Origin of the sequence: Mycobacterium sp. SMC-19, from assembly GCF_045310815.1 — a bacterium.
GTDB lineage: Bacteria > Actinomycetota > Actinomycetes > Mycobacteriales > Mycobacteriaceae > Mycobacterium.
Map to the genome: position 1 here is coordinate 90,278 of NZ_JBJIAM010000012.1, position 21,402 is coordinate 111,679.

At 65.0% G+C, this 21,402-nt stretch carries 23 protein-coding genes; 12 read left to right on the forward strand and 11 right to left on the reverse strand.

What is annotated here, in order from left to right; all coding sequences use genetic code 11:
* Positions 1-26 precede the first annotated feature (26 nt).
* The 3 genes from ACJH5R_RS20845 to ACJH5R_RS20855 all read right to left on the reverse strand — a co-directional run bounded on the left by ACJH5R_RS20845 (position 27) and on the right by ACJH5R_RS20855 (position 2,214).
* The gene (locus ACJH5R_RS20845) at positions 27-488 is read right to left on the reverse strand and encodes a GNAT family N-acetyltransferase (RefSeq protein ID WP_406782789.1); all 462 of its coding nucleotides are present in this window, start codon (positions 486-488) and stop codon (positions 27-29) included.
* 74 nt (positions 489-562) lie between these two features.
* Positions 563-1,654, reverse strand: a complete 1,092-nt coding sequence (locus ACJH5R_RS20850) for a hypothetical protein (protein WP_406782790.1) — start codon at positions 1,652-1,654, stop codon at positions 563-565.
* 14 nt (positions 1,655-1,668) lie between these two features.
* Positions 1,669-2,214 (reverse strand): ImmA/IrrE family metallo-endopeptidase, encoded by a 546-nt coding sequence (locus ACJH5R_RS20855; RefSeq protein WP_406782791.1) that lies wholly within the window; start codon positions 2,212-2,214, stop codon positions 1,669-1,671.
* A gap of 267 nt (positions 2,215-2,481) precedes the next feature.
* Here ACJH5R_RS20855 and ACJH5R_RS20860 point away from each other — a divergent pair, with 267 nt between their 5' ends.
* A complete protein-coding gene (locus tag ACJH5R_RS20860; protein WP_406782792.1) occupies positions 2,482-4,074 on the forward strand; it encodes a hypothetical protein in 1,593 nt (530 codons plus the stop codon).
* Positions 4,075-4,333: 259 nt separating this feature from the next.
* On the opposite strand, the gene ACJH5R_RS20865 is transcribed toward ACJH5R_RS20860, so the two are convergent.
* Entirely contained in the window at positions 4,334-5,773 is a 1,440-nt protein-coding gene (locus tag ACJH5R_RS20865) for a hypothetical protein (RefSeq protein ID WP_406782793.1), read from the reverse strand.
* Positions 5,774-5,910: 137 nt separating this feature from the next.
* On the opposite strand from ACJH5R_RS20865, the gene ACJH5R_RS20870 reads away from it, so the two are divergent.
* Complete coding sequence (locus ACJH5R_RS20870; RefSeq protein ID WP_406782794.1) at positions 5,911-6,804, forward strand: DUF2971 domain-containing protein; 894 nt, start codon at positions 5,911-5,913, stop codon at positions 6,802-6,804.
* A 363-nt stretch (positions 6,805-7,167) separates the two neighbouring features.
* On the forward strand, positions 7,168-7,956 hold the full coding sequence (locus ACJH5R_RS20875) for a hypothetical protein (RefSeq protein ID WP_406782795.1): 789 nt from the start codon (positions 7,168-7,170) through the stop codon (positions 7,954-7,956).
* A 37-nt stretch (positions 7,957-7,993) separates the two neighbouring features.
* Here ACJH5R_RS20875 and ACJH5R_RS20880 read toward each other — a convergent pair whose 3' ends face one another.
* The 7 genes from ACJH5R_RS20880 to ACJH5R_RS20910 all read right to left on the reverse strand — a co-directional run bounded on the left by ACJH5R_RS20880 (position 7,994) and on the right by ACJH5R_RS20910 (position 14,292).
* The gene (locus ACJH5R_RS20880) at positions 7,994-8,848 is read right to left on the reverse strand and encodes a hypothetical protein (RefSeq protein ID WP_406782796.1); all 855 of its coding nucleotides are present in this window, start codon (positions 8,846-8,848) and stop codon (positions 7,994-7,996) included.
* A 456-nt stretch (positions 8,849-9,304) separates the two neighbouring features.
* Positions 9,305-11,197, reverse strand: a complete 1,893-nt coding sequence (locus tag ACJH5R_RS20885) for an AAA family ATPase (protein WP_406782797.1) — start codon at positions 11,195-11,197, stop codon at positions 9,305-9,307.
* 402 nt (positions 11,198-11,599) lie between these two features.
* Positions 11,600-12,073, reverse strand: a complete 474-nt coding sequence (locus tag ACJH5R_RS20890; protein ID WP_406782798.1) for a helix-turn-helix domain-containing protein — start codon at positions 12,071-12,073, stop codon at positions 11,600-11,602.
* Positions 12,074-12,390: 317 nt separating this feature from the next.
* Positions 12,391-13,185: a hypothetical protein gene (locus ACJH5R_RS20895; protein ID WP_406782799.1), complete on the reverse strand. Its 795-nt coding sequence runs from the start codon at positions 13,183-13,185 to the stop codon at positions 12,391-12,393.
* The gene (locus ACJH5R_RS20900) at positions 13,182-13,826 is read right to left on the reverse strand and encodes a hypothetical protein (RefSeq protein ID WP_406782800.1); all 645 of its coding nucleotides are present in this window, start codon (positions 13,824-13,826) and stop codon (positions 13,182-13,184) included. The genes ACJH5R_RS20895 and ACJH5R_RS20900 overlap by 4 nt, the downstream gene beginning before the upstream one ends.
* The gene (locus ACJH5R_RS20905) at positions 13,823-14,053 is read right to left on the reverse strand and encodes a hypothetical protein (RefSeq protein ID WP_406782801.1); all 231 of its coding nucleotides are present in this window, start codon (positions 14,051-14,053) and stop codon (positions 13,823-13,825) included. Before ACJH5R_RS20905 ends, ACJH5R_RS20900 begins: the two co-directional genes overlap by 4 nt.
* Positions 14,050-14,292 carry a helix-turn-helix domain-containing protein gene (locus ACJH5R_RS20910; RefSeq protein WP_406782802.1) on the reverse strand — a complete coding sequence of 81 codons (243 nt, stop codon included), beginning with the start codon at positions 14,290-14,292 and terminating at the stop codon, positions 14,050-14,052. The genes ACJH5R_RS20905 and ACJH5R_RS20910 overlap by 4 nt, the downstream gene beginning before the upstream one ends.
* A gap of 299 nt (positions 14,293-14,591) precedes the next feature.
* Here ACJH5R_RS20910 and ACJH5R_RS20915 point away from each other — a divergent pair, with 299 nt between their 5' ends.
* From ACJH5R_RS20915 to ACJH5R_RS20955, 9 genes are all read left to right on the forward strand, one after another.
* Positions 14,592-15,704 carry a hypothetical protein gene (locus ACJH5R_RS20915; RefSeq protein WP_406782803.1) on the forward strand — a complete coding sequence of 371 codons (1,113 nt, stop codon included), beginning with the start codon at positions 14,592-14,594 and terminating at the stop codon, positions 15,702-15,704.
* Positions 15,705-15,918: 214 nt separating this feature from the next.
* Positions 15,919-17,637 carry a hypothetical protein gene (locus ACJH5R_RS20920; RefSeq protein WP_406782804.1) on the forward strand — a complete coding sequence of 573 codons (1,719 nt, stop codon included), beginning with the start codon at positions 15,919-15,921 and terminating at the stop codon, positions 17,635-17,637.
* 17 nt (positions 17,638-17,654) lie between these two features.
* The gene (locus tag ACJH5R_RS20925; protein ID WP_406782805.1) at positions 17,655-17,996 is read left to right on the forward strand and encodes a hypothetical protein; all 342 of its coding nucleotides are present in this window, start codon (positions 17,655-17,657) and stop codon (positions 17,994-17,996) included.
* 151 nt (positions 17,997-18,147) lie between these two features.
* Positions 18,148-18,573 (forward strand): hypothetical protein, encoded by a 426-nt coding sequence (locus ACJH5R_RS20930; protein WP_406782806.1) that lies wholly within the window; start codon positions 18,148-18,150, stop codon positions 18,571-18,573.
* Complete coding sequence (locus ACJH5R_RS20935) at positions 18,573-18,953, forward strand: hypothetical protein (protein WP_406782807.1); 381 nt, start codon at positions 18,573-18,575, stop codon at positions 18,951-18,953. The genes ACJH5R_RS20930 and ACJH5R_RS20935 overlap by 1 nt, the downstream gene beginning before the upstream one ends.
* Positions 18,954-19,315: 362 nt before the next feature.
* Complete coding sequence (locus ACJH5R_RS20940; protein WP_406782808.1) at positions 19,316-19,450, forward strand: hypothetical protein; 135 nt, start codon at positions 19,316-19,318, stop codon at positions 19,448-19,450.
* Positions 19,451-19,476: 26 nt separating this feature from the next.
* The gene (locus ACJH5R_RS20945; RefSeq protein ID WP_406782809.1) at positions 19,477-19,899 is read left to right on the forward strand and encodes a hypothetical protein; all 423 of its coding nucleotides are present in this window, start codon (positions 19,477-19,479) and stop codon (positions 19,897-19,899) included.
* A complete protein-coding gene (locus ACJH5R_RS20950; RefSeq protein WP_406782810.1) occupies positions 19,896-20,303 on the forward strand; it encodes a hypothetical protein in 408 nt (135 codons plus the stop codon). Before ACJH5R_RS20945 ends, ACJH5R_RS20950 begins: the two co-directional genes overlap by 4 nt.
* Positions 20,300-21,022, forward strand: a complete 723-nt coding sequence (locus ACJH5R_RS20955; RefSeq protein WP_406782811.1) for a hypothetical protein — start codon at positions 20,300-20,302, stop codon at positions 21,020-21,022. The genes ACJH5R_RS20950 and ACJH5R_RS20955 overlap by 4 nt, the downstream gene beginning before the upstream one ends.
* Positions 21,023-21,402: the final 380 nt, after the last annotated feature.

A 21,402-nucleotide genomic window follows, 5' to 3' on the forward strand; every position in this document is an offset into this window, starting at 1 on the left:
TGGCGAGCAGGGCATATTTCGGACAGTTACCGCTCCGGCTGGATGAACAAGGCGCGGTGACGCCCGTCCGGGTGATCGAACCGGTCCCAACCGAGCGATGCCCAGAATTCGTCCGCACCTTCGCTATACGCCAGCAGGCGGCGGTCCGGATTCCGTACCGAGAGGGCCTGCACCACCTGAGTACCGATCTTGCGGCGGCGCGCAGCGGTCGCTACCTCGATGAACTGGATCTCTAATTGTTCGTCTCCGATTGCCGGCACATTCGAATAGTGGGGGTTGATGCCACCGATCTCGTCGAGCTGTAATCGGGCCACTTCGACGCCGGCCTCTAATACCTGCACGAACCACGGATCGCCGACTGTTCCGTCGGCGCTTTGCCACCAGTGCGGATGCTCGTAGCCATCCGATGATGTGAATGGAGTCCACCAGCTATCGACAGCGTCTGGACGGTGGTCAACCAACTCCAGAATTATCTCTGCGTAGCCCATTTTCGTACCGCCTACTCCCCTACCGGTAGCCCGTTCCCGCACCCTGGTTGCCATAGCGGCACCGTACTCGGGGATTACGACACCGAAGGGTTTACCGCCCCACCAGCTGAGCCGTCTTTAGGGATGATCGTCTTGCCGTCTACGGGGCGGGGGGGAGGCATGTTGATAGCGCCGGCCGAGTCTTCGGTTCCTGATTCCACGTCGCCGCCGTCGGTCCTGAACTCGTCGATGCTTTCACCCGAGCTGTCCACCAGCCCGTCCAGATGCTCCTGTCGAGCGGTGAGAGTGTCCTTGAGTCGAGTGAACGCGTCATACGCCGACTCGCGGAAATGAACCCGAGACGGCCACTTCTCATCGTCCAGGCACGCAGCGGCGAGGCCGTCGACGTCGAGCAGTCCGATCTTCTTCCTGCCCTGTACCCGGTTGATCTTTTTGACGATCGCGCTTTCGCGGTGCCGGTCGATCGCAAACACTGGGTATTCGCGTTCGTCCCACACCCCCTTCATCTGGCGCTCCTCCAGGAGCAGTAGTCCGGGCAGAGAACTCTTGTTCTCATTGTTTCGGCGGTGGTAGGTCATCGCCCACGCGACTTCCAGTGACAGGGTGAAGTACCGCTGGTTGCACGCGGAGATCACCCTGAATCCGGTGTCGATGCTGGGCCCCAGATAGTCGATCAGCAGGTGCCCGTTTCCGCCGTTCGCCTCTTTCTTCATCGCCTCGTTACGCACCACGACGTCGCGTTCGGAGTCGGGTTCCACCGGGGCGGTCGGGACGGCGACAACGTAGTCTGGATCCGGGAACGTCGCGATGAAGGCCCCACCTTTGGTCTTCATCTTGTTCGGCGAAGAGTTTCCCTCACGATTCTTGGCGCCGAGCTCGGCCTCGTACTGCGCCATCGCTTTAACCCAGGCGTTCACGGTGCGGTACACGTCGGATTCACGTTTGATGTCGATGGTGAACAGCAGTTCGTCGCCGACGGCCTTCCAGAACTTCAGCCGGGAGGCCAGATCGGAGTCATCGAGAGCTTCACGAACACGAGCCGGAAAGTCGTAGTAGAACCGCAGGAAGTCAGGGATCCAGACGCGCGTGTCGCCGGCGGACTGCTTGTGACGGGTGGAACCGACGAGGTCGCAGGACAGAAACAGCCTTGATCCGACGTCGGTCACGCGAGCAGTCCGGGTTACTGCGCGGTCTTCAGGCCCAGCACCGAGCACCGGACACCGGCAGCGGCCGGTGACACGTCAAACTGGCGTGCCAACCCCCAGAGGTCTCCGTCGAGCGCCGCGTGTGCAGCCTTGAAGTGGTCTTCGGGCATGATCAGCGCTGCGGCAAAGTAGTTCGCCTGCGTTTCGGCGGCGTTGGAACCTTTCCGGGTAAACCTGCGCAGGCTCCGATCGCCGTTGAGGTGGTGCAGCAGTAAGTGCCCCACCTCATGAGCGATCGTGAACCGGTCCCGCCGTGGCGATGTCCGACCGGAGACGTAGACGGTAAACGTGTCGTCATCGTCGTCGATGACCAGCGATTCAGCGCCGTCCCTGACTTCAACGACGCCGCCGAGCTTGGCCAGCAACAGAGGCAGGTTCGCCCGCCCGTTCTCGTCGTAGATCCCGAACTCTTCACCCACGCGACGGGCAAAGTCGTTGATCTGAGCAATCGATACCGGCAGCGCCGGAACGGCAACGGCTTCATCGCTCATTGTCCGCATCGAAAGCCACTCCTTCCGCATCGCCGGAACTCCTTGGCCCCTCATACTATCGCCGCGGTTTTCTCCGCTGATTGGAGTATGGGGGACGTCACCGACGAATTTGGGCAACGCCTGCGCTGTGGCGTGCGGCGCGGGCGGCGCCGACCCGCATCGCCCGCTACCAGCTCCGATACAGCTGCATTGCCCTGTAGCCGATACGTATGGCCATCCGTAGATTTATCAACTATGCGTTAGATGATTGTGAAATATATGTCATATGTATACTGTGCATCTATGGACAATGCTTACGTGATCGACGATGACGACCTCACCTGGCTCGCGAGAACCCCATGGCTTGACCCGTGCCTCGACTCACGCGCTGTAGCGGCGGTGCTCGAGGTGCAGGAGCAGACTATTCGCCAGTACGTGGCGTCTAACGCCCCCGGTTTTCCTGCGCCGGCCGCGCGGGAATCCGGACGAAATCGGTGGACCCCGGACCAACTGTTCCGCTACATCACCACCTACCGCCCACAGCTCGCACACCGGATCCCACGGCTGTACAGCCCGCATGCTTCGATCGTCCCGGCGCGATTCCTCTACGCCGAGCCAATAAAAGTGCTGCGCCCCGTCGGTAACCCGATGGCTCGCACACCAGTCGAGTTCGCCGTCCACCACTGGCAGCCCGCCGACGGTCGCGGCACGGTTGCGATCGCTTACCCCGAGCCCATTGGTGAAACCGGCTGGGACTACGCCCATCTGCTGTTGGAGGCGTTGCCGTCTGTGAGTGCCGTAGCGTTGATCACCGACCAGGTGTCGGTGCCGCACGACCGTGACGGGTGGCAAGCCACGATCGCAGTCGCCGAGCGTGGCACCCCGGCGCTGCGGGAACTCGACATCCCACAGCCGGTCGAAGGCAAGGTTGCCGAATGGGGCTGGTACACCCTCGCTAATCTCCTGCGCGTCGACATCCCCTGGTGGTCACCGCTGCTGCGCGACATTGCGCACATGGTGGCCTGGTTCCCCGGGGCGCCGCGACAGAAGATCCGCCCCCGCAGCGCCTTCATAGACGAGACACACCTCCTCGGACTGGCTCGGTACGTGCCCCGTGAAGATGCCGCTCGCGTCACTGAGCTGGCCAACGAGTTCTACCGCCACCTCGAAGGCGCCGATATCTCCGTGCTGCCCTGTGGTGAGTCGACTGACCGACCCGGACTACTCCAAGCGGCGGAACCCCTGCATCGGCTGCCGGAGATCCCCGATATTCCCGACGTCGGCGATATCCGATGGCTACTGCACCGTCCCGTCTACGACACGGCCGTGGCGATACGGGCCTCCTACGCGCTCGACGGAGTACCAGGCATTGATCGGGTCGTCGCCAACATCATCACAGTCGACAACGAAATCAACGGGCCACTGGCCAGCCTCTGGCTCGACGACCTGATCCCAGCAGACCCCCACGAACTTGGTTTTGCGTTCGCCCGCCGCGGTGGCGCATCTAGCGAGCAGATCGTCGGCCACTTCACCCACCGCCGGGATCCGCACGTGTGGGCAGTCGAGACAGTCGACCATGACTTCCACATCACCGTTGCACAGCAGGTACAGGCCACCGGCCAGCTGGTCGAGTTCGAACTGCACGCATACAGCGGCTTCTTCCGAGACAGCAACGGCGAGGCGTGGCCGATCCCGATCTTGAACCACCGGTGTGGCTACAACAGCGGTTACGGCGGTTCCGGCCCCCAAGACCTCTGCGACGCCGTCAGCGCACTGCGCCGTGACGCCGGCGTCGACCTGAACCTCGCAAAGCCCATTAGCCGCTATAACGATCTGTGGAAATTCATCCGTGCACAGTCACCGCCGCTTACGGTCGACCCCGAGCTCCTCGACGAGTTAACCCAGGGGTAGGGACGGCGTCAGTTCAGGGCTGGCTGCGGCGAGCAGCCGGAAGCGCTCCGACCTGCCTGGCCCCGCTAGTAATGCCGCCATCGCGGCGATGCCTTTGGGAACGTCGGTTAGGGCGCTGCCGTTCGTCGGCGACAACTCTGACTTCCGGTTGAGGCCATCGGTCTCCACCACGGCGGCGACGGCTTCGCATCTGGCCCAGATAATCGCTCGTCTGGTCGCACAAACCAACCGGCCCGAAGCGGATCACCCAAGTCGACATCTATGCGCTGCTACCCGCGAGCGCCGCGTCGTAGAAATCGTCGACAATCCAGGTATCTGCTCCGATCGCGAGCAGCTCCGTCTTCGTGCAGATTCCGCGATGACTCATAGCGCGGGCGGTTATCTCCACAGGGACCTGCTCAGGCGCGTTAGGGCCAGCGGCGACGGTGACGGAGAAAGTGCGCGAGTCGTGGGGGTGGATGTCGCCGACGTCCCAGGTGACCTCGAACGAGTCGACGCCGTCTGCGACCGACCCGGAGTGCGAGCGAGCGTGAAGCGGCTCTGACTGGCGTGCTGGGGCAAAGACGCTGGGCTCCGGTCTAACCGTATCCATGGGGTCGGGCCATCGCGGGGGAGACGGGAGTTTCTTGACGCTTGGCGGGAAGGTGTAGACCCGAAGGCCACGCTTGGGGATGTGCACGGTCAGTTGCACCCCGGTCACGGGATCGTCGGTCTCGTTAGCCACTCGGAAGCGAACCGCATTCGCTTCCTCGTCCAGGACGATGTTCCGCAGAACGTTATCGAGCAACCGTCGCGTGACATCCGTCATGTAGGCCTTCAAACGCCGTTCGAACTCCTCGCCGTCTTTAGGGTCGGCGTACCTGAGCGGGGCCATTGGGGCGGTGTAGACACCCTGCCGGCTGAGCGAGTCGCTCCAACGCGGACGAGCCGGGTTTTGCACCGGGTTAGGGCGTGGCGGCGGACGGTCCGGCGGTTTGCCGCTGTTCGCCCGTACGTGCGCCTCGCGGCGTCGCAGCCAGTCCTCAAGTTGCTCCTGGTCGCCGCTGAGCCGGGTGAGTGGCTTAGCGGTGCATGTCGGCTGGACGTCTAGCTCCGGCAGCCGAGCACCAGACAGAAGGCGGTCTTGCAGCATCTCGATTTCCTTCGGACCTGCAGGTTCTGACTGCGCAGCTCCACGGTGAAAGATGGTGCCGGCATCGACGTTGTACTTGTCTTTGTTATAGGTCTTCTGTTTGTTGTAGGTCTTCTGCAACGTGTAAATCCGGTTACCCGGTTTCGGCGGCTCCACGACGATTACCAGCACCGTCACGCCCAAGAACGAGACGTGGTGAGGCGTCCAACGAGGGCCGTCGACGTAGGTCTTGAGCCGCTGCCCGAGGGTGGCGTGGTCGTCAGCCGCGATACCGGCGGCGGCGCCGGGCTCGACTCCAACGGCCACGTATGCGACACCTTCGCATGCGAGCTGCGCCTGTTCAACGGATCGGTTGGCGAACCCCAGGATCGCCTTGGCAACGGTGAACCGGCCTTCGGGGGTTGCCATGTTCAGGGAGCTCTTCCACTCCAGCCAGTTCGTCTCCTGGGTGCCGACTGGGGAGCGGTGGATCGCCGCGACGAGCCCTTGCAATTCGTCGGGGGTGCGCATCGCTTGTGTTCGGTCAACGTCGTCCAAAACGATGGGCTTGTCGGTCGGCGGGTGCACACCACGAGCCTATTGCCGGCCGGCGACAACACGGCGTAGGCGAGGCTGGTGCGCTATTGACGACGCCGTGGCTGAGTTGGGATGACGAATCGGTTGATGAAGGCGCTGCGGCGACTGTGCAGCGATACGCTCCGCGAATGTCGCTGCTGTCACCCGAGCCGTTGCCTGACACGCTTTACCACTACACCGACATCTATGGGCTGGAAGGCATCTACCGGAGCGGTGAACTCTGGGCGACCAACGCGCTCTACCTCAACGACACGTCGGAAGTGGAGCTGGGCCTCAACGTTGTTGAGTGTCAACTGCTGGACCAGCAAACCGCGCTCCACGTTGAGCATCTTGAACGCATCGAACGAGGTCTAGGTGCCCCGCCTGGACTGGATGAGCTCAAGACTCTCCAGGAGATCGTCAACGAAGCTCGGCGTCTCATCGAGTGCTACATCGTGAGCTTTTCGGAGAACGGTGATCAGCTCAGCCAATGGCGTGCATACGGGAAGGACGGATACTGCATCGGGTTCTCGACCGCGGCATTGCAGCAGGCGCTGGGCGGCGACTTCCAGTTGGCGAAGGTGCGATATCACAGCGGCGATGCCTCCAAGCAGGACGCCGACGAGATCATCGAACTTGCTAAGGCGCTCTGGAAGGACACAGCGCGTTGGACAGATGACGAGACTGGGGAGTTTGTCTCCGAGGAGCTCCGGAAATTCGCCGTGATGAACCTCATCGCCGAGGAATCAGCGTTTACCAAAGATTCAAATTTCCGCGAGGAGAAAGAGGTGCGCGCCGTAATCGCCAGGGCGGGTGCAAATCATTTCACGCCTAGTCCCAGGTATGGCATGACGCCACGGGTCAAGATTCGGATTCCTGCTGAGGCTGTCGAATCAGTCAGGGTCGGCCCCGGGGCGCACAGCGTGCTACGTGGACAGTCCTTGATCCGCTTCTTTCACGCCACACCCTTCGGAGACGATAAAGCCCCGCCATCTCCTGGACCCTCTGTCTATAAATCCGTGATCCCGTATCGCGACTGGTGACGCCAAGCCGGCGCCCCCTGCCATCCCCAGCAGCCCCGCACCGCTACTGGACCGGGCCAGCTTCAGGCGTCTGCATCGGGTGCACGTCGGGGCAGTCGGCCATGCAGCAGCCGCACTCCGAAAACCGTGCGATACCCGCGTCTTCGGGATCTTCGCTGCGTATTGACGGGTTAGTGCACCGGCCGTCGGGGGAGGAGTGATCGGCACGCGGGCAGTCGCACCGCTCTCTGGTCCTGGCGGCCTCGGTCATGCGGCGAGCATGGCACGGCGGGGTGACAGGACCAGTTCGCTCGTGTGCCAGCGCCGGCGCGGTGGCCGAAGCGCGGACGACGGCCCGAGGCGGCACGGCGGGGTGCTGCGCCGGTGTCGGCGGTCACCGCTAGCGTGGGGCAACGCCTCAGCCAGCAAGCCAGCCGTGGAGGAATCATGTTCGATCGAAATGTCGACTACCCGACGGCAGTCGCGAGCTATGACGATGATGGTGTCTCCGCTGCGATTGACTGGAGTATCGAGCACATGCAGGACGGCGACACCCTGTCGGTGTGGACGTCGCTCAAGTCGCACCTGCGGAACTGCCCGCAGCTGGAGGACTTCGTTCATCGTTACCGCGACGTCACGCACATCACGGGTCGCGGAGGCAGTGGACCGGTGGGCAGAGGCCCTGTCCTGATGGCGTGGGCGGACATGGAGGATATCGGCGAACTCGTACGTTTCGGCCACGGGATTCGGGCGCTCTGCGTCATCACGTGGAATGAGGAAGGCATCCGCCCGTGGGTCACAGCGATGAAACCAACGATCCTCGGCGACGGGTCGGCGTGGGCGAACCTTGCCCCCGACCTCGATCCGTTGATCGTGGTAGCGCTCACTGACCTGACGTCGATGATCAACCACAACAACACGATTGCCGCTGGGTACGAGAAGGATGTGACCGTCGGTGTTTTGCTGGCGTTGAAGGCCGCCGAAATCTCCATGGACGGTGAGGCGATGCAGGGATGGGCGATCGCTCACGGATGGGCCGGCAAGAACCCCGAACGTCTAGCGAAGTACGTACGCGACATCAACGCCGGAAAGCGGCCCCGATGCGGGAACGCCATTCGCGGCGATTACGTAGTCGGTCTGCGTGAGCGTGTCGAGGCCGGTGACGGTAGCTAGGGGTATGCCAGCCGCTGCTCGCAGCAGTTAACGCGGTTCAGAAGTCCTGATCGACCCGCCGCAGGATGTTCGCCAGCATGATCACCGAGTCTGCGGCGATGCCGGCCTCCCGCCGCGTCGGCGCGGTGGAGTGCTTCACGCTGTGGGCGAGGTCGCTCACCTTGTTGACGACACCGCGTATCGCCTCGTTGTCGCTGCCCGCGAGCGAATCCTCGACGTAGCGGCCGATGCGCTGCTTGGTCTTGTCCACCGGCGGCTCGGTCTCCCCGTCCCGGAGGTGCACCGCCGGGTCGTAGACGGTGCGGCTGAGGGCCTCCAGCACCGCGACCGAGCGGTTGCCCACATCGCGGTAGTCCTGCGTCGTAGTGGCGGTGCGGAAGCGGCGGCGAAGCTCGGTGAGCTCCTCGTCCACCTTCGGCCAGCCCGTCTTGGTGTGCGGCGACACCGCCTCGGCGTTCACGGCGCGGAACTGCGCCTCCTCCTGCCGATCCAGCTCCGTCTGGACCGGTGCGAAGAACGTCTCCAGGAGGTCACGGCGGGCTTGCCAAGAGCCGTATCCGTCGTTCCTGAGCCAGTAGGACCGGAACGACGTGAAGTCACGCCATGGGAGGTTCAGCGTGATCCCCAAGCGGCCGAGCGTGGTGGTCAGCGCACGTTGAGCGAGGGCGATCTGCTTGTCATCGAGGGTTTCACCGCCGCCGGTGCCATACGCGATCAGGTTGTCCCACACCAGGTGGGTCAACGCGATCGCGGCGTCGAGGTCGTCGGTGCCGGCCACCGAACCGGCACGCAGCTCGTTGAGGAACTTCTCCCGCAGCTTCGTCGTTATGGTCGGTTCGCTGGACCACGGACTGGTCGTCTCGGTCTCTTCGAAGAAGTCGTCCGGTCCCATGGCGATCGACGCTACCCACTGGCTGCGACAACCCGGGCGGATCCTGCCACCTCTACCCTTCCACCGGCTTCGGCCCTGTCCGCACCACCCGCAGCCGGACCGGCTCGCCGCTGACCTGCAGCTCCAGATCCTCCAAGCTCCGGCTGCACCGTCCAGCGCCGCACCGGCACCCTGACCCACCTCCCGGTCCCGCTGCGCGGGCCTGGGCCGGTCGGGGTGGGGTGCATCTCAGCTCTTTTGCTGATGACGCGGTCAATTTAAAATATTCAAGTCCGTCGAGGGCCGGGGTCACGCATCCCCCTCTTAAAGGGGGGGATGCGCGTGACCCCCTCACGCGTGCGGTCACGGAGGGTCACGCTTTCCGTGAATTAGCAGGTCAGAGCCTCACGGAAGGGGTCACGGAGCCTCACGCAGCGATTCAGGTGAAAACAGCCCGCGTGACCCCCGCCGTGAGGGTCACGGCACCCGCACGGCCGTTACATTGACGGCGGTGTACACGGCCATTCCCGCGACGTCAGCTCGGTGAACGCTTCCGGACTCCCGCAATTTCTCCAGACGCCGGCGTGCCTTTTCTCTCTCAGCCGAGCTGGGGCGATCGGTTTCGAACAGGGCAGAGGCGCACTGTGCGGCGCTTGCCCCGCCGGGCTGCCGGCACAGGTCCAGCAGGTCCACGCCGGCGTGAACGGTCATGGTTCCGGTGGAACCATCGTGTGCGATTTCGAACGGTGCGACTTCTGTGGCTGGCTGCTTGAGGTGCCGGAATTTCACCACCGGGTCTCCGGGCTCGCCGCCGAGGTGAATCACCGAACCGGCCCCGCTGGTGATCCAGATACTTCCGTAAAGCTTCTCAATCGCGGGCGCAGCTGCGTCGGTCGTTTTCCGGTCGTGATGCAGCTCCAGCACCTCGACACCAGCCGCTAGCGCCGTTTGCCGGGCACGGTTCCAGCCGGCACCGACTTCGTCGGTTGCCAGGCCGAGAGCGGCGTCCTTGAGCGAATCGATGACCACAACCTGTGCCCCCGCCTCCGCGCACATCGCCGCCAGGCGATCCGGATGAGCCGCGAGATCTTCCGGCGGCGGCCCCTGCCACACCGTGAGCCGCTCCGCCAGCAGCTCGCGCGACATGTGAGCCAGCTGGCGCCGCAGGGCGCGGGCGATCTGCCGTGGGCGGTCCATAGCCAGGTACAGGATCCTGTCCACCCGCTTGACCGGGTACCCGAGGAAATCGGAGCCTCCGGTGAGCATGCCGAGCACGAGGTTTCCCGCCATTGTGGATTTTCCGACGCCCTGCGGACCTGCGATCACCAGCGCCTCCCCTTCGGCCCACAGCACGTCCTCGCCCGCGCCCCACATGGCGGGCGTTACCTCCGGTATGTCAAGAATGAACGAGCCACCGTCGGCGAACCGTGATTCGGTGAGCACGCCTTCCCGCAGCCTGATCCAGGCCTGCGTGGACCCAACCATCGTGGCGCCGAGGCTTCGGATTGTGAGCCCCAATCGGGTGAGCCGACCGGCCTTCGCGGCGACGACGGCCTCGGCCCGGTCCGCCAATGGCATCGCCATAAGAGCAGTGATCTCGTGCTTCGCATTGGCGGGGTCCCGGGCGAGGAACGCCCTCAACTCCGCCCTCAGCTGCTCGGCCTCCACCCGGCGCTCGAATGCGGCGCGGTTGAGAACCAGCTCGTCCTGATCGGGTTCGGGCGCGATCGGTGCCTGCGGAACCGCTGCCAGTGCCACGTCAATAGCCGACTGCGTCGCCGCCACCGCATCCGTGACCTCCTCGCGTGTCGGCACCACCGGTGACGCGGTGTGCCGTAGCTGCGCCTCGATCCGATGCGTCAGACCGCCGTCGGTGTACCCGCCGTCGACGGCCAGCGGATTGCAGGTCGCGGCGAACCAGTCGGCATCGGCACTGCCCGCGATCGCAGGCTCCGGACGGGAGGGCGCAGCGTCGGCGACGGTATTCATGTACACCGCCCGCAGCTCGGCTGAATCGGCGCCGGTGACGCTGGCGAGTTGCGCGCCGAACCGCGCCGCGCGTGCCCGTTTGATCGCCCGTCGCTCCGCCGCATACACCCGCTCATCCCCTCCCCAAACACGTTCTGCGGCTTCCACAGCCTGTGCCGCGGAGACTTCATCAGGAGCGATGCCGCGCAGGGCAGCGCCGAGTTGATCGGCGGTGATTACGGAGCCTGCGCCGAACCCGAACTCCAGGTGGAACTCGCCGCTGTCGAGTACCTGCGCTGTGCCGTCGGCGAGGAGCTGCATAGCCGCTTCGCCGCAGTAGGCGAGCACTCCAGCGCTGCCGGTGGACACCAGGTCGGGGTGGAGGTACGGATCCCATTCCACCGACGTCCACGGCGCACCTGCAGATCGCGGCGGGGGTGCTGGCGCGGGAGGGGCCGGGGGTGCCGGTTCGGTGCACCGGGCCTCCAGCGCCGCGGCGAAATCATCGGCGCTGACACGGAGCTCGGTCGCGTCTAGCGCCATGTATAGGAAGCCGAGCGCGTCGGCGGCGGGCAGCGGAACGCCGACATCGGATCGGCTGTCCGCGCAGGTTTCGGGGGAGTGAGCGGTGTAGCCAGGTGTGCTGTCCAGCGTGGTGATGCGGCAGCCGCAGGTCGGCGTGGCGCTGACGGTGGAGGCATTGGTAGTGGGTGCTTGAGGTATCATGGGAAGGTCCATTCCTTGGTGGGATGAGGACGAAAGTTGTTGCGGGAGCCGGGTTGAGGGACCCGGCTTTCGTGCTTTCTAGGCGTCCAGCGGGTCGTCGCCAGCCCGCACCGAGGCGGTGACGCTGTCACCGCCCGGCACCATGGCCAGGCCCGCCAGGGCGATGCTGGCGACCCGTCCGGCGGCCTGGTGCGGGACCAGAATCCGTTGGCCGTCGACCTCGATTTCGCCGCCCTCCGGCGGAACATTCCACAGCGCTTCGGTGAGCTCAGAAGCGTCTCCGGCCACCGTTTTACCGGCGATCGTGACGGCTCCGTGGGAGCTGCCCAGCCCCGCCGCGGTCACCGTAACCGTCACAGCTGCGGGAACCGTTGCGGTGCTTTCCAAGTACGTTTCCGCGTCCTCTGGACGGATCCGAATGAGCCGGCCGACACGGTGTGCGCGAAGCTTTCCCGAGCTGATCAGCGCCCGGATTGACTCGTCGGTCACGCCCCAGACGCGAACGAGGTCGTCGACGGTGAGCATCGGCTCGGCGGTGAAGGTGGTTGTCATGAGTGCTCCTGCGAGATCGGTCGAGATCGGTTGAGATCGTCGTACGCACCAAGCCTCGCATGGGATTTCGCCGTGTCCAGCCGCCCGTCACGACACGCGGACAGCCGCACACCATTGCCCGATTCGCCCCGGTATTCACCGGTTCGCGACGGTCCAAATTTTCACTCCAGCAACACAAAAAGTCTTATCAACTCCTTATCGGCGTATTTCCCCCGCGGCGCGTCTGCAGCCGTTCCCGAAACGGAACGGCCCCCGACTCCGCAGAGTCAGGGGCCGTCACTGATCAGCGACCGGGCACTCGGCCGCCACTATGGCCGTCACCCGACGCCGACCGCCTCCTCGGCGGCCGCCGCCAACCTGCTCACCGACGTCCGATGCAGCCCGGTGGCCGCCGCGACGGCACGGTGGCTGCCACCGTCGGCCAGTCCGGCCAGTGCCGCAGCGACCGTGGGCGGCGGCGCCTTCACCACCCCGGCCGCCACCAACTCCGCCGCCCGGTCGAGGTGGGCGTCGGCGCTGGTCATGGGTATGCCGGCCGCCCCGGCCGCTGCGTGGTCGCTGCCGCCCATGTTGTGATCACCGGGACCGGCAACGAGGTGCAGCCCCGCACTCGTACGTGCAGCGGCGACCGCGCCGGCAACCGGCTCGGCGGCCGGGTCGGTCGGGGGAGCGGCCACCACCTGGCCGCCGGCGACCGGGGCGGCCACAGTGGCCGTTGGTCGCATCGCGAGGATCATCAGACTGGACACCGCTACGACGGCATCCACGATCGCCGGAGCGAGCACAGCTGTGATTGCGGGCAGGCGAAACTCCAGCAGCAGGCTGTGCAGCTGGATGTAGCTGGCGGCGAACGCAGCAGCGGTGATTGCGGCCAGGGCGGTGACGGCTACGCGATAGGTTGCGCGTCGAACACCACTTCCGGCACCGAGGGTAAGGCCTTCGGTGACCAGGAACAGTGCCAGTGGAGCGACAGCTGTGGCAACGCCAGCCCCGACCGTAAACGGCTCGGGTGCGATGAGGATCGCGTACTGAACGTTTCCGGCAACGCTCAGCGTGACGAACAGTGCCAGAACACATTTCCAGTAGGTGCGCGCGACATTCTTTGGGCTCATGCGGCCACTCCCATCGCTTCAATTCCCTCTGCCTGCAGCATCGTTTCCACCCGCGTCACCAGCTCTCCCCGCTGCGGTTCCTCGCCCAGCCACGCCGCGTACCTCGCCTCGCACCACCCGCCCTGATGCGTTGCGAACCAGCTCACCTCACGCCGCGCTGCTACCGCAGCGGGATCACCCACAACCACTTCGTCCACGTCCACTTCCAGCACCATGGCCTCCGCTTCCACCCCCACCCAAACCAGCGGCGCAGAGGAGACTTCCGGCATCGTCTCCGCCATCAGCTCCACCGCTGCAACCCGCGCCAGCGCAGCGATTCTGCGCCGGTGCTGATCCACCGCAGGACCGGAAACCTCATCGACGCAGCTGTCGATCAGCCCCATCAGATGCAGCTGCTCGTCGCTGTGAATTCGCAGGTCAAACACGTCGATGTCGTCGCGAGCCATGTCCAGAACCGCCGACGCCAACCCCCTGCCGCGGTGGATTGCGCGGGTCCGCGCCCGCGCGTAGCCGGCGCAGAAGGACAGCACGGGTTCGATGCAACCGTGCCCGTCGCGGAGCCATGCGTGGACGGCTTCTCCGACCGCGACGGCTTCGACGCTGGCGATGCCAGGGTGGTCGAGAATCGCGTAGTCGGTCATCGTGGGTCCTCCGCGATTCCGGCGCGGGTGAGGATCTCTTCCCAGTGCGTTTTGACCCAGGGGATCGCGCCGTACGGGCTGATCAGCTCGCGGCTTGCGGGACTGATCGGCTCACCACGGAAGCGCAATTCAGCCACGCCGGCGGCGGCGCCGGCTGCTTGCCGAGACAGCCCGTGCTCAAGTGCCAGCGCGTGTGCGGCCCTACGGATCTCGGTGATGTCGGTCATGCTGCGTCACCTCCGAGGATGCGGCGAGCGTCGATGAAGTCGTTGAGGTCCTTCTCAAAGACCGTGATTTTTAAGCCGATTCTGTACGCGGGAAGTTCACCCGACAGTGCCAATCTCCGAACCGTTTTGACGGACTTTCCGAGGGTCGCGGCGACGTCGTCGAGGCCGAGCCCGCGGCCTCGATCGAGCACTGCTCGCGGCGACTCTGGTACCGGTTCTGGGCCGGGGGTGGTGGCCATATCTGCTCACTTTCGTTCTGCGCACGATGATCTCGTGCTGGTGTGACAGAACTTCCCAAACTTGGACAGGCTTGGACGAATGCGGCGCGACTGGCGCGACACGGCGCCGATTTCGGCGACTATTTCTGTGATGTGCGTCACAGGGCCAGTCTTGGACGGGCTTGGACAGAGTTGTCCAGACTTGCCCATGAAATGCCCAAAACAGCTGTACTGCACTGGTTTCCATGCCTGACCGACCGCATACCGGAGGCTAACCTGAGCTACATCCAAAGGGCAATAGGACAGAAGGACGTGACATTTTGACCTCCCGGATCGCCACTCACGCGGCGCTTCTGACCCCCTTTCTGGCCACCCTTGCGGCGTCCGGAACCGCCGGTGCCACGGCGCCGGAGTGCGACTCCGATGACCCGATTGACCGGGCAATCTGCTCGGCCGGGCAGCTGCGCGAGTCGCTGGAGAAGTCAGCCGAACAGCAGCACCGCCACGACATGTGGGACCCCGGCAGCTACGCCAACACCCCGCTCTGGTGGGCGCTCCCGTTGATCGGAATCGGACTCTTCATGCTTCTGAAAGGTCCGGGAGAGGCGCGGAAAGATGCCGGCCCGGGGCATGCCGGGGCTGCTAAAGCGGAGCTGGCCGGAGGCGGAATCCGCTGGCTAGGAGCGGTTCTGATCGGTGTCGGCGCGACCATCGGCGTCGCCCGTTTCGGCGGCGTCGGACCCGCCGTGGTGGCGGGCATCATCACCGGCGTCATCGCGATGATCGGCTGGGCGAAGGTCAGTGGCGACGAGCCCGCAATGCGGGGTTACGACCTCGCGCACCACCAGTGGCAACAGCAGCAGTGGGAAGCTCAGCAGAACCCCGTTGCCCCGCAAGATCCTTACGCCCACCTGCGCGGTCGCGGCATCCCGTTGCCGCCCCAGCCGGCGCCGGTGGTGCAGCAGGTGCCGGAGCCGATCCTGACCCCTGAGCAGGCAGCGAGCCTGTACCAGCAGTCGGTCGAGGCCGACGGTTGGAACCCGCCGGAGGGAAGCGCCTTGAAGGCTGTGACCAGCGTCGACGGGAAGATTCAGCCGGCGGTCGCGGCGGTGTCGAAGGTCAGCCGTGACCTCGGCTGGGGGCGGCAGATCACTGGTGAGGATGGGCAGCTCTGGGATTCGTGGGTCCGGGCCGTCGGAGTCGCCGCCGTTGCATCCGGTGACGCGCAGATCACGCTCCAGGTTCTGCACAGCAGCATCACCGCGGAGACGCTGGAGAAGCACCTTCCGGCCCTGGTGAGGGCTCTGAAAGTCCGTGCGGGGTCGCTCGACCGCGACATTGCTTCGGGCGGTTACACACTCACCGTGACGAACCAGAAGCCGGCGGCGCCGGCCAGTGGCGGTGGCCGCACGATCGACCCCGAGTGGAGCTGAGATGCCCGCGGCTGACGACCCTTTCGCTGGCTTGGACTTTGGCGGGCCTGCGCCTGATCCGATGCCTGAACCCGAGCCAGAGACCCCAGCTGAGCACGTCGAGACGGCGGCGGCAGCCGCGGAATCAGAGCGTCGGCTGGAGGCGGCAGTCGATGAGTATGTGCAGCTCCTCCCCGCAATCGCGGCGGCACAGCCAGCACGGGGATCAGTGGAGGTGGCGAAGCCCCTGACGGGCTTTGAATACGCGAAGGATGCGTGGAAGCGACTGCTCACCAGCCCCGCGTTGCTCGGGGAATATTGCATCCCCCGAATGGTGAGCTGCGACATCAGGCTTGACCGCGGAGACATCTTCGTGACCGTCACTGTGGCGGACCCAGCGCAGGAGATGGAGTGCGCCCGCGCGTTGATCCTGATGGCGGAACAGCGGGGAAATCTGGGTCAGTACACGTACACGGAAGGCGACGTTGCCGGTCGGTTCAACCTCATCCGCTACAACGCAATTGACTCGACGTTTGGCTGGAGGGAATCACCGAAAACTGCTGCGTTCTACCGCGGCGGGGACTGGCGCTGGGACTTGTGGGACCGGCTCGGACTGGTGATGGGAACACCGGAGAAGCCGCTGTTCCCCAAGTGCGTGTTCGGTTCCGATGACGGTGGCGGAACCTGCACCATGACCCTCCCGCAGGGGGTGCTGCCCAAGCAGGTGCAGGCTGCGGAACAGGCGTTGAAGCAGGCCCTCGGGATGCCGGAGTTGACGGTCACGGTGCAGGGTCTGACCCCTGTAATCCACCTGAATCAGCGCCCCATCGTTCGAGAGTTCCCGAAGACGAATCCGCTGCGTGCCAGCTGGTTTACCCGTCCCCGTACGCAAGCCGAGAGATATGTAGCGGCACCCGATTTCGTGCTCCCGCTGGGGGTGAGAGAAGACGGTTCGCCAATCCTGGTGAACCAGGATCAGACACCGCACATGGCGCTGTTCGCCGACAGCGGCAGTGGCAAGACCGTGCTCGCACAGACGGTCGTGCGAGCTGCTTGCCTGCAAGGATCTGAGGTGCTCCTGCTCGATGCGAAATCGGGCAAAGACCTGCGGAAACTGGCCCTTGAAGGACTCCCAGGAGTGGTGAGTTACAACGCCGCGCGTGGGGGGAATGACGCGGTTCTGCACCGCGGGGTGAAGTACGCCCGCGACGAATTGGAGCGCCGCCAGGCGCTGTCAGCGCGGCTGGTTCAGCAGGGGATCGAGTACCGACCGACGCCGCTCTTGGTCGTTTTCGACGAGTACCCGGCCTGGATCAATGACCGCGCCAAAAGCAAAGTCAAGGAGGTCCGCGACGGCGCGCTGGAGACCCTCGCCAACCTGTCTTTCATCGCCAGCCAGGCGCGGGAATTTCGCATTTTCTTGTTGATCGCAGGCCAATTCGCCTACCGCGCAGCCTGGGACGGGGAGCTTCAGGTGAACACGTCCACCCTGGTCCTGCTGGGGCCGCCGAGCGACATCAACAGGCAGAATCTGTTCCCTCCTGGAGCCACGCAGGAGCGCATCAAAGAGCTCGGTGCACTGATCAGCCCGAAGCAGAAGGGCCGCGGAATTGTCGCGGACATTCGCGACGATGCTCCGCCCCAAATCGCGATGTTCCAGGGGTTTTTCAACCCGCCCGGACGCGACTCCGAAGCCTTCGACGCGGCGGTGCGACAGGCACCACGGCTACGCCGATTCGCCTGGAAGTTCCCGCTCCCCGGCGAGCCGGGCGGTGACGGGAGTTGGCAGAAGTGGACCCCCGCAACGGATCCATCCACAAACTCACTGCCGGTGCAGATTCTCGACGGTCCGGACGGGGTTCGGGACCCCGCAGCCGTCATTTATGACCCCACCAGCGAGTACTACAAGCCGGGTGCAGCACCACTCAGCGACGCCCACAAGAACGCTAACTGAGAGAGCGGGAGACCACGATGGCACGTTTGAAAAACCCATCCCACGAAGACATTTTCTACGCCCGTACCGAGGCCCCGAAAGCCGCTGCAGCAGTCGGACGCGCGGCTGCCGACGCCGCAGCAGCGCTGCGTCAGATCGCCGCGCAGGACTACGCGACGCCGGCGGAAGTCGTAGCTGCCGTAGGCAAGTTCAGAGCTGGTCAGGTCGCCATCGACGCAGCCATGTTCGAGCTGCTGGGCCTGGCCGTTCTCGGCGGGGCGCCGATCACCACTACGGCACGGGATCTGGGGATGCGGCCGGGAACTCTTGGGCAGCGGCTGACCTCCACCAGCGCTGCGAAGCGGGGTGAGCGGCGATGAATCGTCACTTGGGGCACATGGAACCGGCGAGGGGCTCTGACCAGGAGGTTTACCCCACCGCGGCGGCTGAATCATCAATCAGTGCAGGTTTTTTGGCGGTTATCTCCGCTTCGGACACATCTAATCGTCACTCGGGACAGGCGGTTTCGCGATGAGCCCCCGCATCATCCACGCGCGGGATCGCAAGAGTTCCGCCGCCAGCAGGCAGTTCGTTCAGGAGGCAGCAGCCGAGCTCGTAGCAGCCGAGGAGAGCCGGCTCGAAGCCCTCCGCTGGATAGCCCAGCGCGAGTCGGATCCACTGAAAGTTTTGGACGCGCTGGCTCGTTACCGGCGCGGCCAGAACGCCGTCGACGAGTCGCTCGCAAAGATGTATGCCGCCCTTCGGTTGGGTGGCGTTTCGGCCCATGCACTGGCCACCAGCATGCGGACCCGTACGCAGACAATCAGCGCCCGTGTCGACAGCTATCCAGAGTCGCGCCGCATAGCGACCGCCAGCCGATCGGACATTAAAAAGCTCAACGGGGAGTACGCCATCGCCCCGCCGCCGACGCATTCAACCGTGATCGAGGAGCTGTGATGGGACGCCGAAAGATGCCGACACCGAGTGGAATCGCGTACGCCGCCGAGGCGATTCCGATGGCCGCTCACACTGTCGTCAGCACCTACGCGCAGGCGTTGCAGCCCCTCAACGGAATCGCTCAAGCACCTGTCGGTTCTGCCCGTTGGGACGCCGTCGTCGCGGCCGTCGTCGCGTTGCGATCGGCGCGCGAATCGATGGCGCTGACAGAGCGCCGGCTACTCGGTCTGGCTGTGCTGAGCGGCGGCCCGATCGGTCAGATTGCGCAGCTGATGGGCGTCGCCCCGAGCACGCTCGCGTCGCAGTTGGCGGGAACCGACGCGCGGCTCCTGGGGGAGCGCTTGGTGCGGGATGCGGCCGGGCAGTGGGTGATCGCATGATCATCTATTTCGGGTCACGCGCGATAACCCGGCTGATACACGGCTCGCGATACAGCGGCCGGTACGGAGACGGCGCCGGCGGCGCCGACATAGCCGTGGGAGGCGGTTTTTCGGCTCAGAACCGGCTTTTGCGGCGGTGCGTCCGATATGGCCGTCATACAGCCCGCGAAACAGCCGGCGATACAAGGTGCGATACAGGGTGCGATACAGCCACCGATCTTGCAATTTCCAATCACACGGGATTGGCCTATCCCGCGTCCGTCGAAATTCGAGCGCTGGAGGTGATATCCGACCCGTGACCCGCTCGGCCTACACCCCGAATCTCGAACGTTCAAAGCACATCTCAACCGCAAGGAGAAATGATGACTGACCCCGACCCGGACCGCGACCGCGCTCTGCAGGAGGCCATCCGCGCGAAGCACCCGGTGGTGGTCGACCTGACCACCATGCAGGCGTATTCGGTCGCCGAATACGCCGCTCGAAACAGCAACAAGTAACCACCTCAATCCGAAAGGAAAAACACATGAGCACGAAGACAAACCCGAAGCCCCCGCGCCTCAGCGCCGACCGCGCTTGCCGTTTCCTGGAGAAGGCGGTTTTGAGTGGGAATCTGCCAGCGGAACTTTCGCAGCAGTGCACCGCTCTGGTCGATGAGATCGACAGTGGCAAAACCGGTTCGATCGGCGCCCGCGTGCAGGCGTTGGTGGACGGCGCCTGGGTGACGGCGGCGCGAGCCGCCGTAGCGTCAAAGAAGAGCGCGAAGGCGTCGTTGGCTGCTCTCCACGATGTGGCTGCCCTGGAGCAGGCGCTGGGGCTCGCCCCGGAGCCCGAAGCCGAGCCCGAAACCGAGCCCGTCTCCGCGCCGGTCGAAGAGCCCGTCACCGAGCCCGCCGCTGACACCGGCTACGGCTACGCCAGTGACGACGGATTCGGCGGTGCCGCATGACGTCCCGCGTGTGGCTGACCGGGGCGGTGGTCGCAGTTGCGGCCGCCGTCGCCGGCGGGATCGGGTTCGGACTCGGAACCGTCTCTGGTCCGGAGCCGGAGCGGGTCGCGTTCTCGGAGTCGACTCCGGTGGCGCTGCGGATCGCCGCCGAGAGCGGACGCCCGGTTGTGTGGCGGGCGCCGTACGAATCGGTTGATCAGCCGATCTGCCACGCCTGGATCGCGGAGGTCGCGGTGGCGATTTCGAAAGTGCCTCAGATCCTGGAGCAGGACACCGACATCACCGAAGGATCCGGGATGGGCTGGGGGTGCATGCCCCGGCCCGGCACCGGCGGCAAGCTGGTGCTGCCGCCGGGCAAGGGCGGTGGCTCCAGCGAGAAGCTGCCGGCTGGAGGTGGAAAATGAAGCGCCTGAATCGGATTCTCCGTGCACCCGGAAGAGCACTGGCGAAGGCGCCGCGGTGGGTGCGAGTGGTGCGGGTGCTGGCACTGGCCACGGCCTGCGCCTTCGGCGTCGAGTGGGCGCAGGACCTCGCCCGCGAGCGGGGGTACGCCAGCGGTGTCGCTGAGGCCAGTCGGCGGGCCGCCGCCAGTTACAGCGCCGGATACGCCGCCGGGGAGCGCCACGAGGAGCGCCGCAACCGCGGCGTCGTCGAGGTGGCTGATTTGCCGGCCGGTGTGGACCGGGACGCTGCAGCAAAGGCGGAGGAGCGGGGGGAGGCGTTCGCCTTCCATTCCGCGCGTCCAGAAGTCGGTTGCACGGTCACGCTTCGGTTGCCGGCCGGGACCGTGATCGGCATCCCCGACAACACCGGAGCAGTGGGCGTGGGGCTGGACACCACGTACTGGTCCTGCGACGTGCCATCGAATGAGCGGCTTCCGGGTAGTGGTCCGCCACCGACCGTTGCGGACATGCCTCGGCGGTGGGACCAGTCGATCCGCAACGGAGATGCGTTCGCGTACGGAACGGGTGACGGGGTTCGTGTCGACATCAGCCGCTGCACCGGTTTCACGGTGCCGCTGCCGGTGCCCGCGGGCGGGGTTGCGGTGCCGGCAACGGTGCCGATCCTCGCCGGCGACGCCTGCAGCCGCGAGCCGGTCGCGGAGATGCCGAAGCCGCGGTAACCCAGTCAACCCAACCGGCCCTGCACCTGCTCCAGGTGTAGGGCCGGTTTCGTTGTTTGGGGCCGCGCCGTGTGCGGTGACGTTACTGATGACCCAGAACCGGGGTCGATGACCCATCGTTGACCCAATTTTTCACTTGGACCGGTTCGGCATCACCTGGCGGAATTCGTATTCGCGCAGGTAGATCCGTTTTCAGTGGACACGCCTGGACCCCGCTGAATCGGTAAAGACCCAGTTCGGGGTAGCTTGAAAGCGAGAGACGGCTAACACCGTCCGGGGGTTCAAATCCCTCCGCCACCGCCATGTGATGAGTCGGGTCATGGGTTACACATGAGTCGCGTCATCGGTTACAGATTGCCCCGGCTTTTGCCGGGGTTTTT

What these genes read in the sequence shown, in the direction of transcription:
- ACJH5R_RS20895 (WP_406782799.1), bottom strand. Translation starts at nt 13,185, where the DNA reads ATGAGCCCAAAGAATGTCGCGCGCACCTACTGGAAATGTGTTCTGGCA.
- ACJH5R_RS20910 (WP_406782802.1), bottom strand. Translation starts at nt 14,292, where the DNA reads ATGGCCACCACCCCCGGCCCAGAACCGGTACCAGAGTCGCCGCGAGCA.
- ACJH5R_RS20925 (WP_406782805.1), top strand. Translation starts at nt 17,655, where the DNA reads ATGGCACGTTTGAAAAACCCATCCCACGAAGACATTTTCTACGCCCGT.
- ACJH5R_RS20930 (WP_406782806.1), top strand. Translation starts at nt 18,148, where the DNA reads ATGAGCCCCCGCATCATCCACGCGCGGGATCGCAAGAGTTCCGCCGCC.
- ACJH5R_RS20935 (WP_406782807.1), top strand. Translation starts at nt 18,573, where the DNA reads ATGGGACGCCGAAAGATGCCGACACCGAGTGGAATCGCGTACGCCGCC.
- ACJH5R_RS20880 (WP_406782796.1), bottom strand. Translation starts at nt 8,848, where the DNA reads ATGGGACCGGACGACTTCTTCGAAGAGACCGAGACGACCAGTCCGTGG.
- ACJH5R_RS20940 (WP_406782808.1), top strand. Translation starts at nt 19,316, where the DNA reads ATGACTGACCCCGACCCGGACCGCGACCGCGCTCTGCAGGAGGCCATC.
- ACJH5R_RS20950 (WP_406782810.1), top strand. Translation starts at nt 19,896, where the DNA reads ATGACGTCCCGCGTGTGGCTGACCGGGGCGGTGGTCGCAGTTGCGGCC.
- ACJH5R_RS20845 (WP_406782789.1), bottom strand. Translation starts at nt 488, where the DNA reads ATGGGCTACGCAGAGATAATTCTGGAGTTGGTTGACCACCGTCCAGAC.
- ACJH5R_RS20900 (WP_406782800.1), bottom strand. Translation starts at nt 13,826, where the DNA reads ATGACCGACTACGCGATTCTCGACCACCCTGGCATCGCCAGCGTCGAA.
- ACJH5R_RS20855 (WP_406782791.1), bottom strand. Translation starts at nt 2,214, where the DNA reads ATGCGGAAGGAGTGGCTTTCGATGCGGACAATGAGCGATGAAGCCGTT.
- ACJH5R_RS20905 (WP_406782801.1), bottom strand. Translation starts at nt 14,053, where the DNA reads ATGACCGACATCACCGAGATCCGTAGGGCCGCACACGCGCTGGCACTT.
- ACJH5R_RS20955 (WP_406782811.1), top strand. Translation starts at nt 20,300, where the DNA reads ATGAAGCGCCTGAATCGGATTCTCCGTGCACCCGGAAGAGCACTGGCG.
- ACJH5R_RS20870 (WP_406782794.1), top strand. Translation starts at nt 5,911, where the DNA reads ATGTCGCTGCTGTCACCCGAGCCGTTGCCTGACACGCTTTACCACTAC.
- ACJH5R_RS20945 (WP_406782809.1), top strand. Translation starts at nt 19,477, where the DNA reads ATGAGCACGAAGACAAACCCGAAGCCCCCGCGCCTCAGCGCCGACCGC.
- ACJH5R_RS20890 (WP_406782798.1), bottom strand. Translation starts at nt 12,073, where the DNA reads ATGACAACCACCTTCACCGCCGAGCCGATGCTCACCGTCGACGACCTC.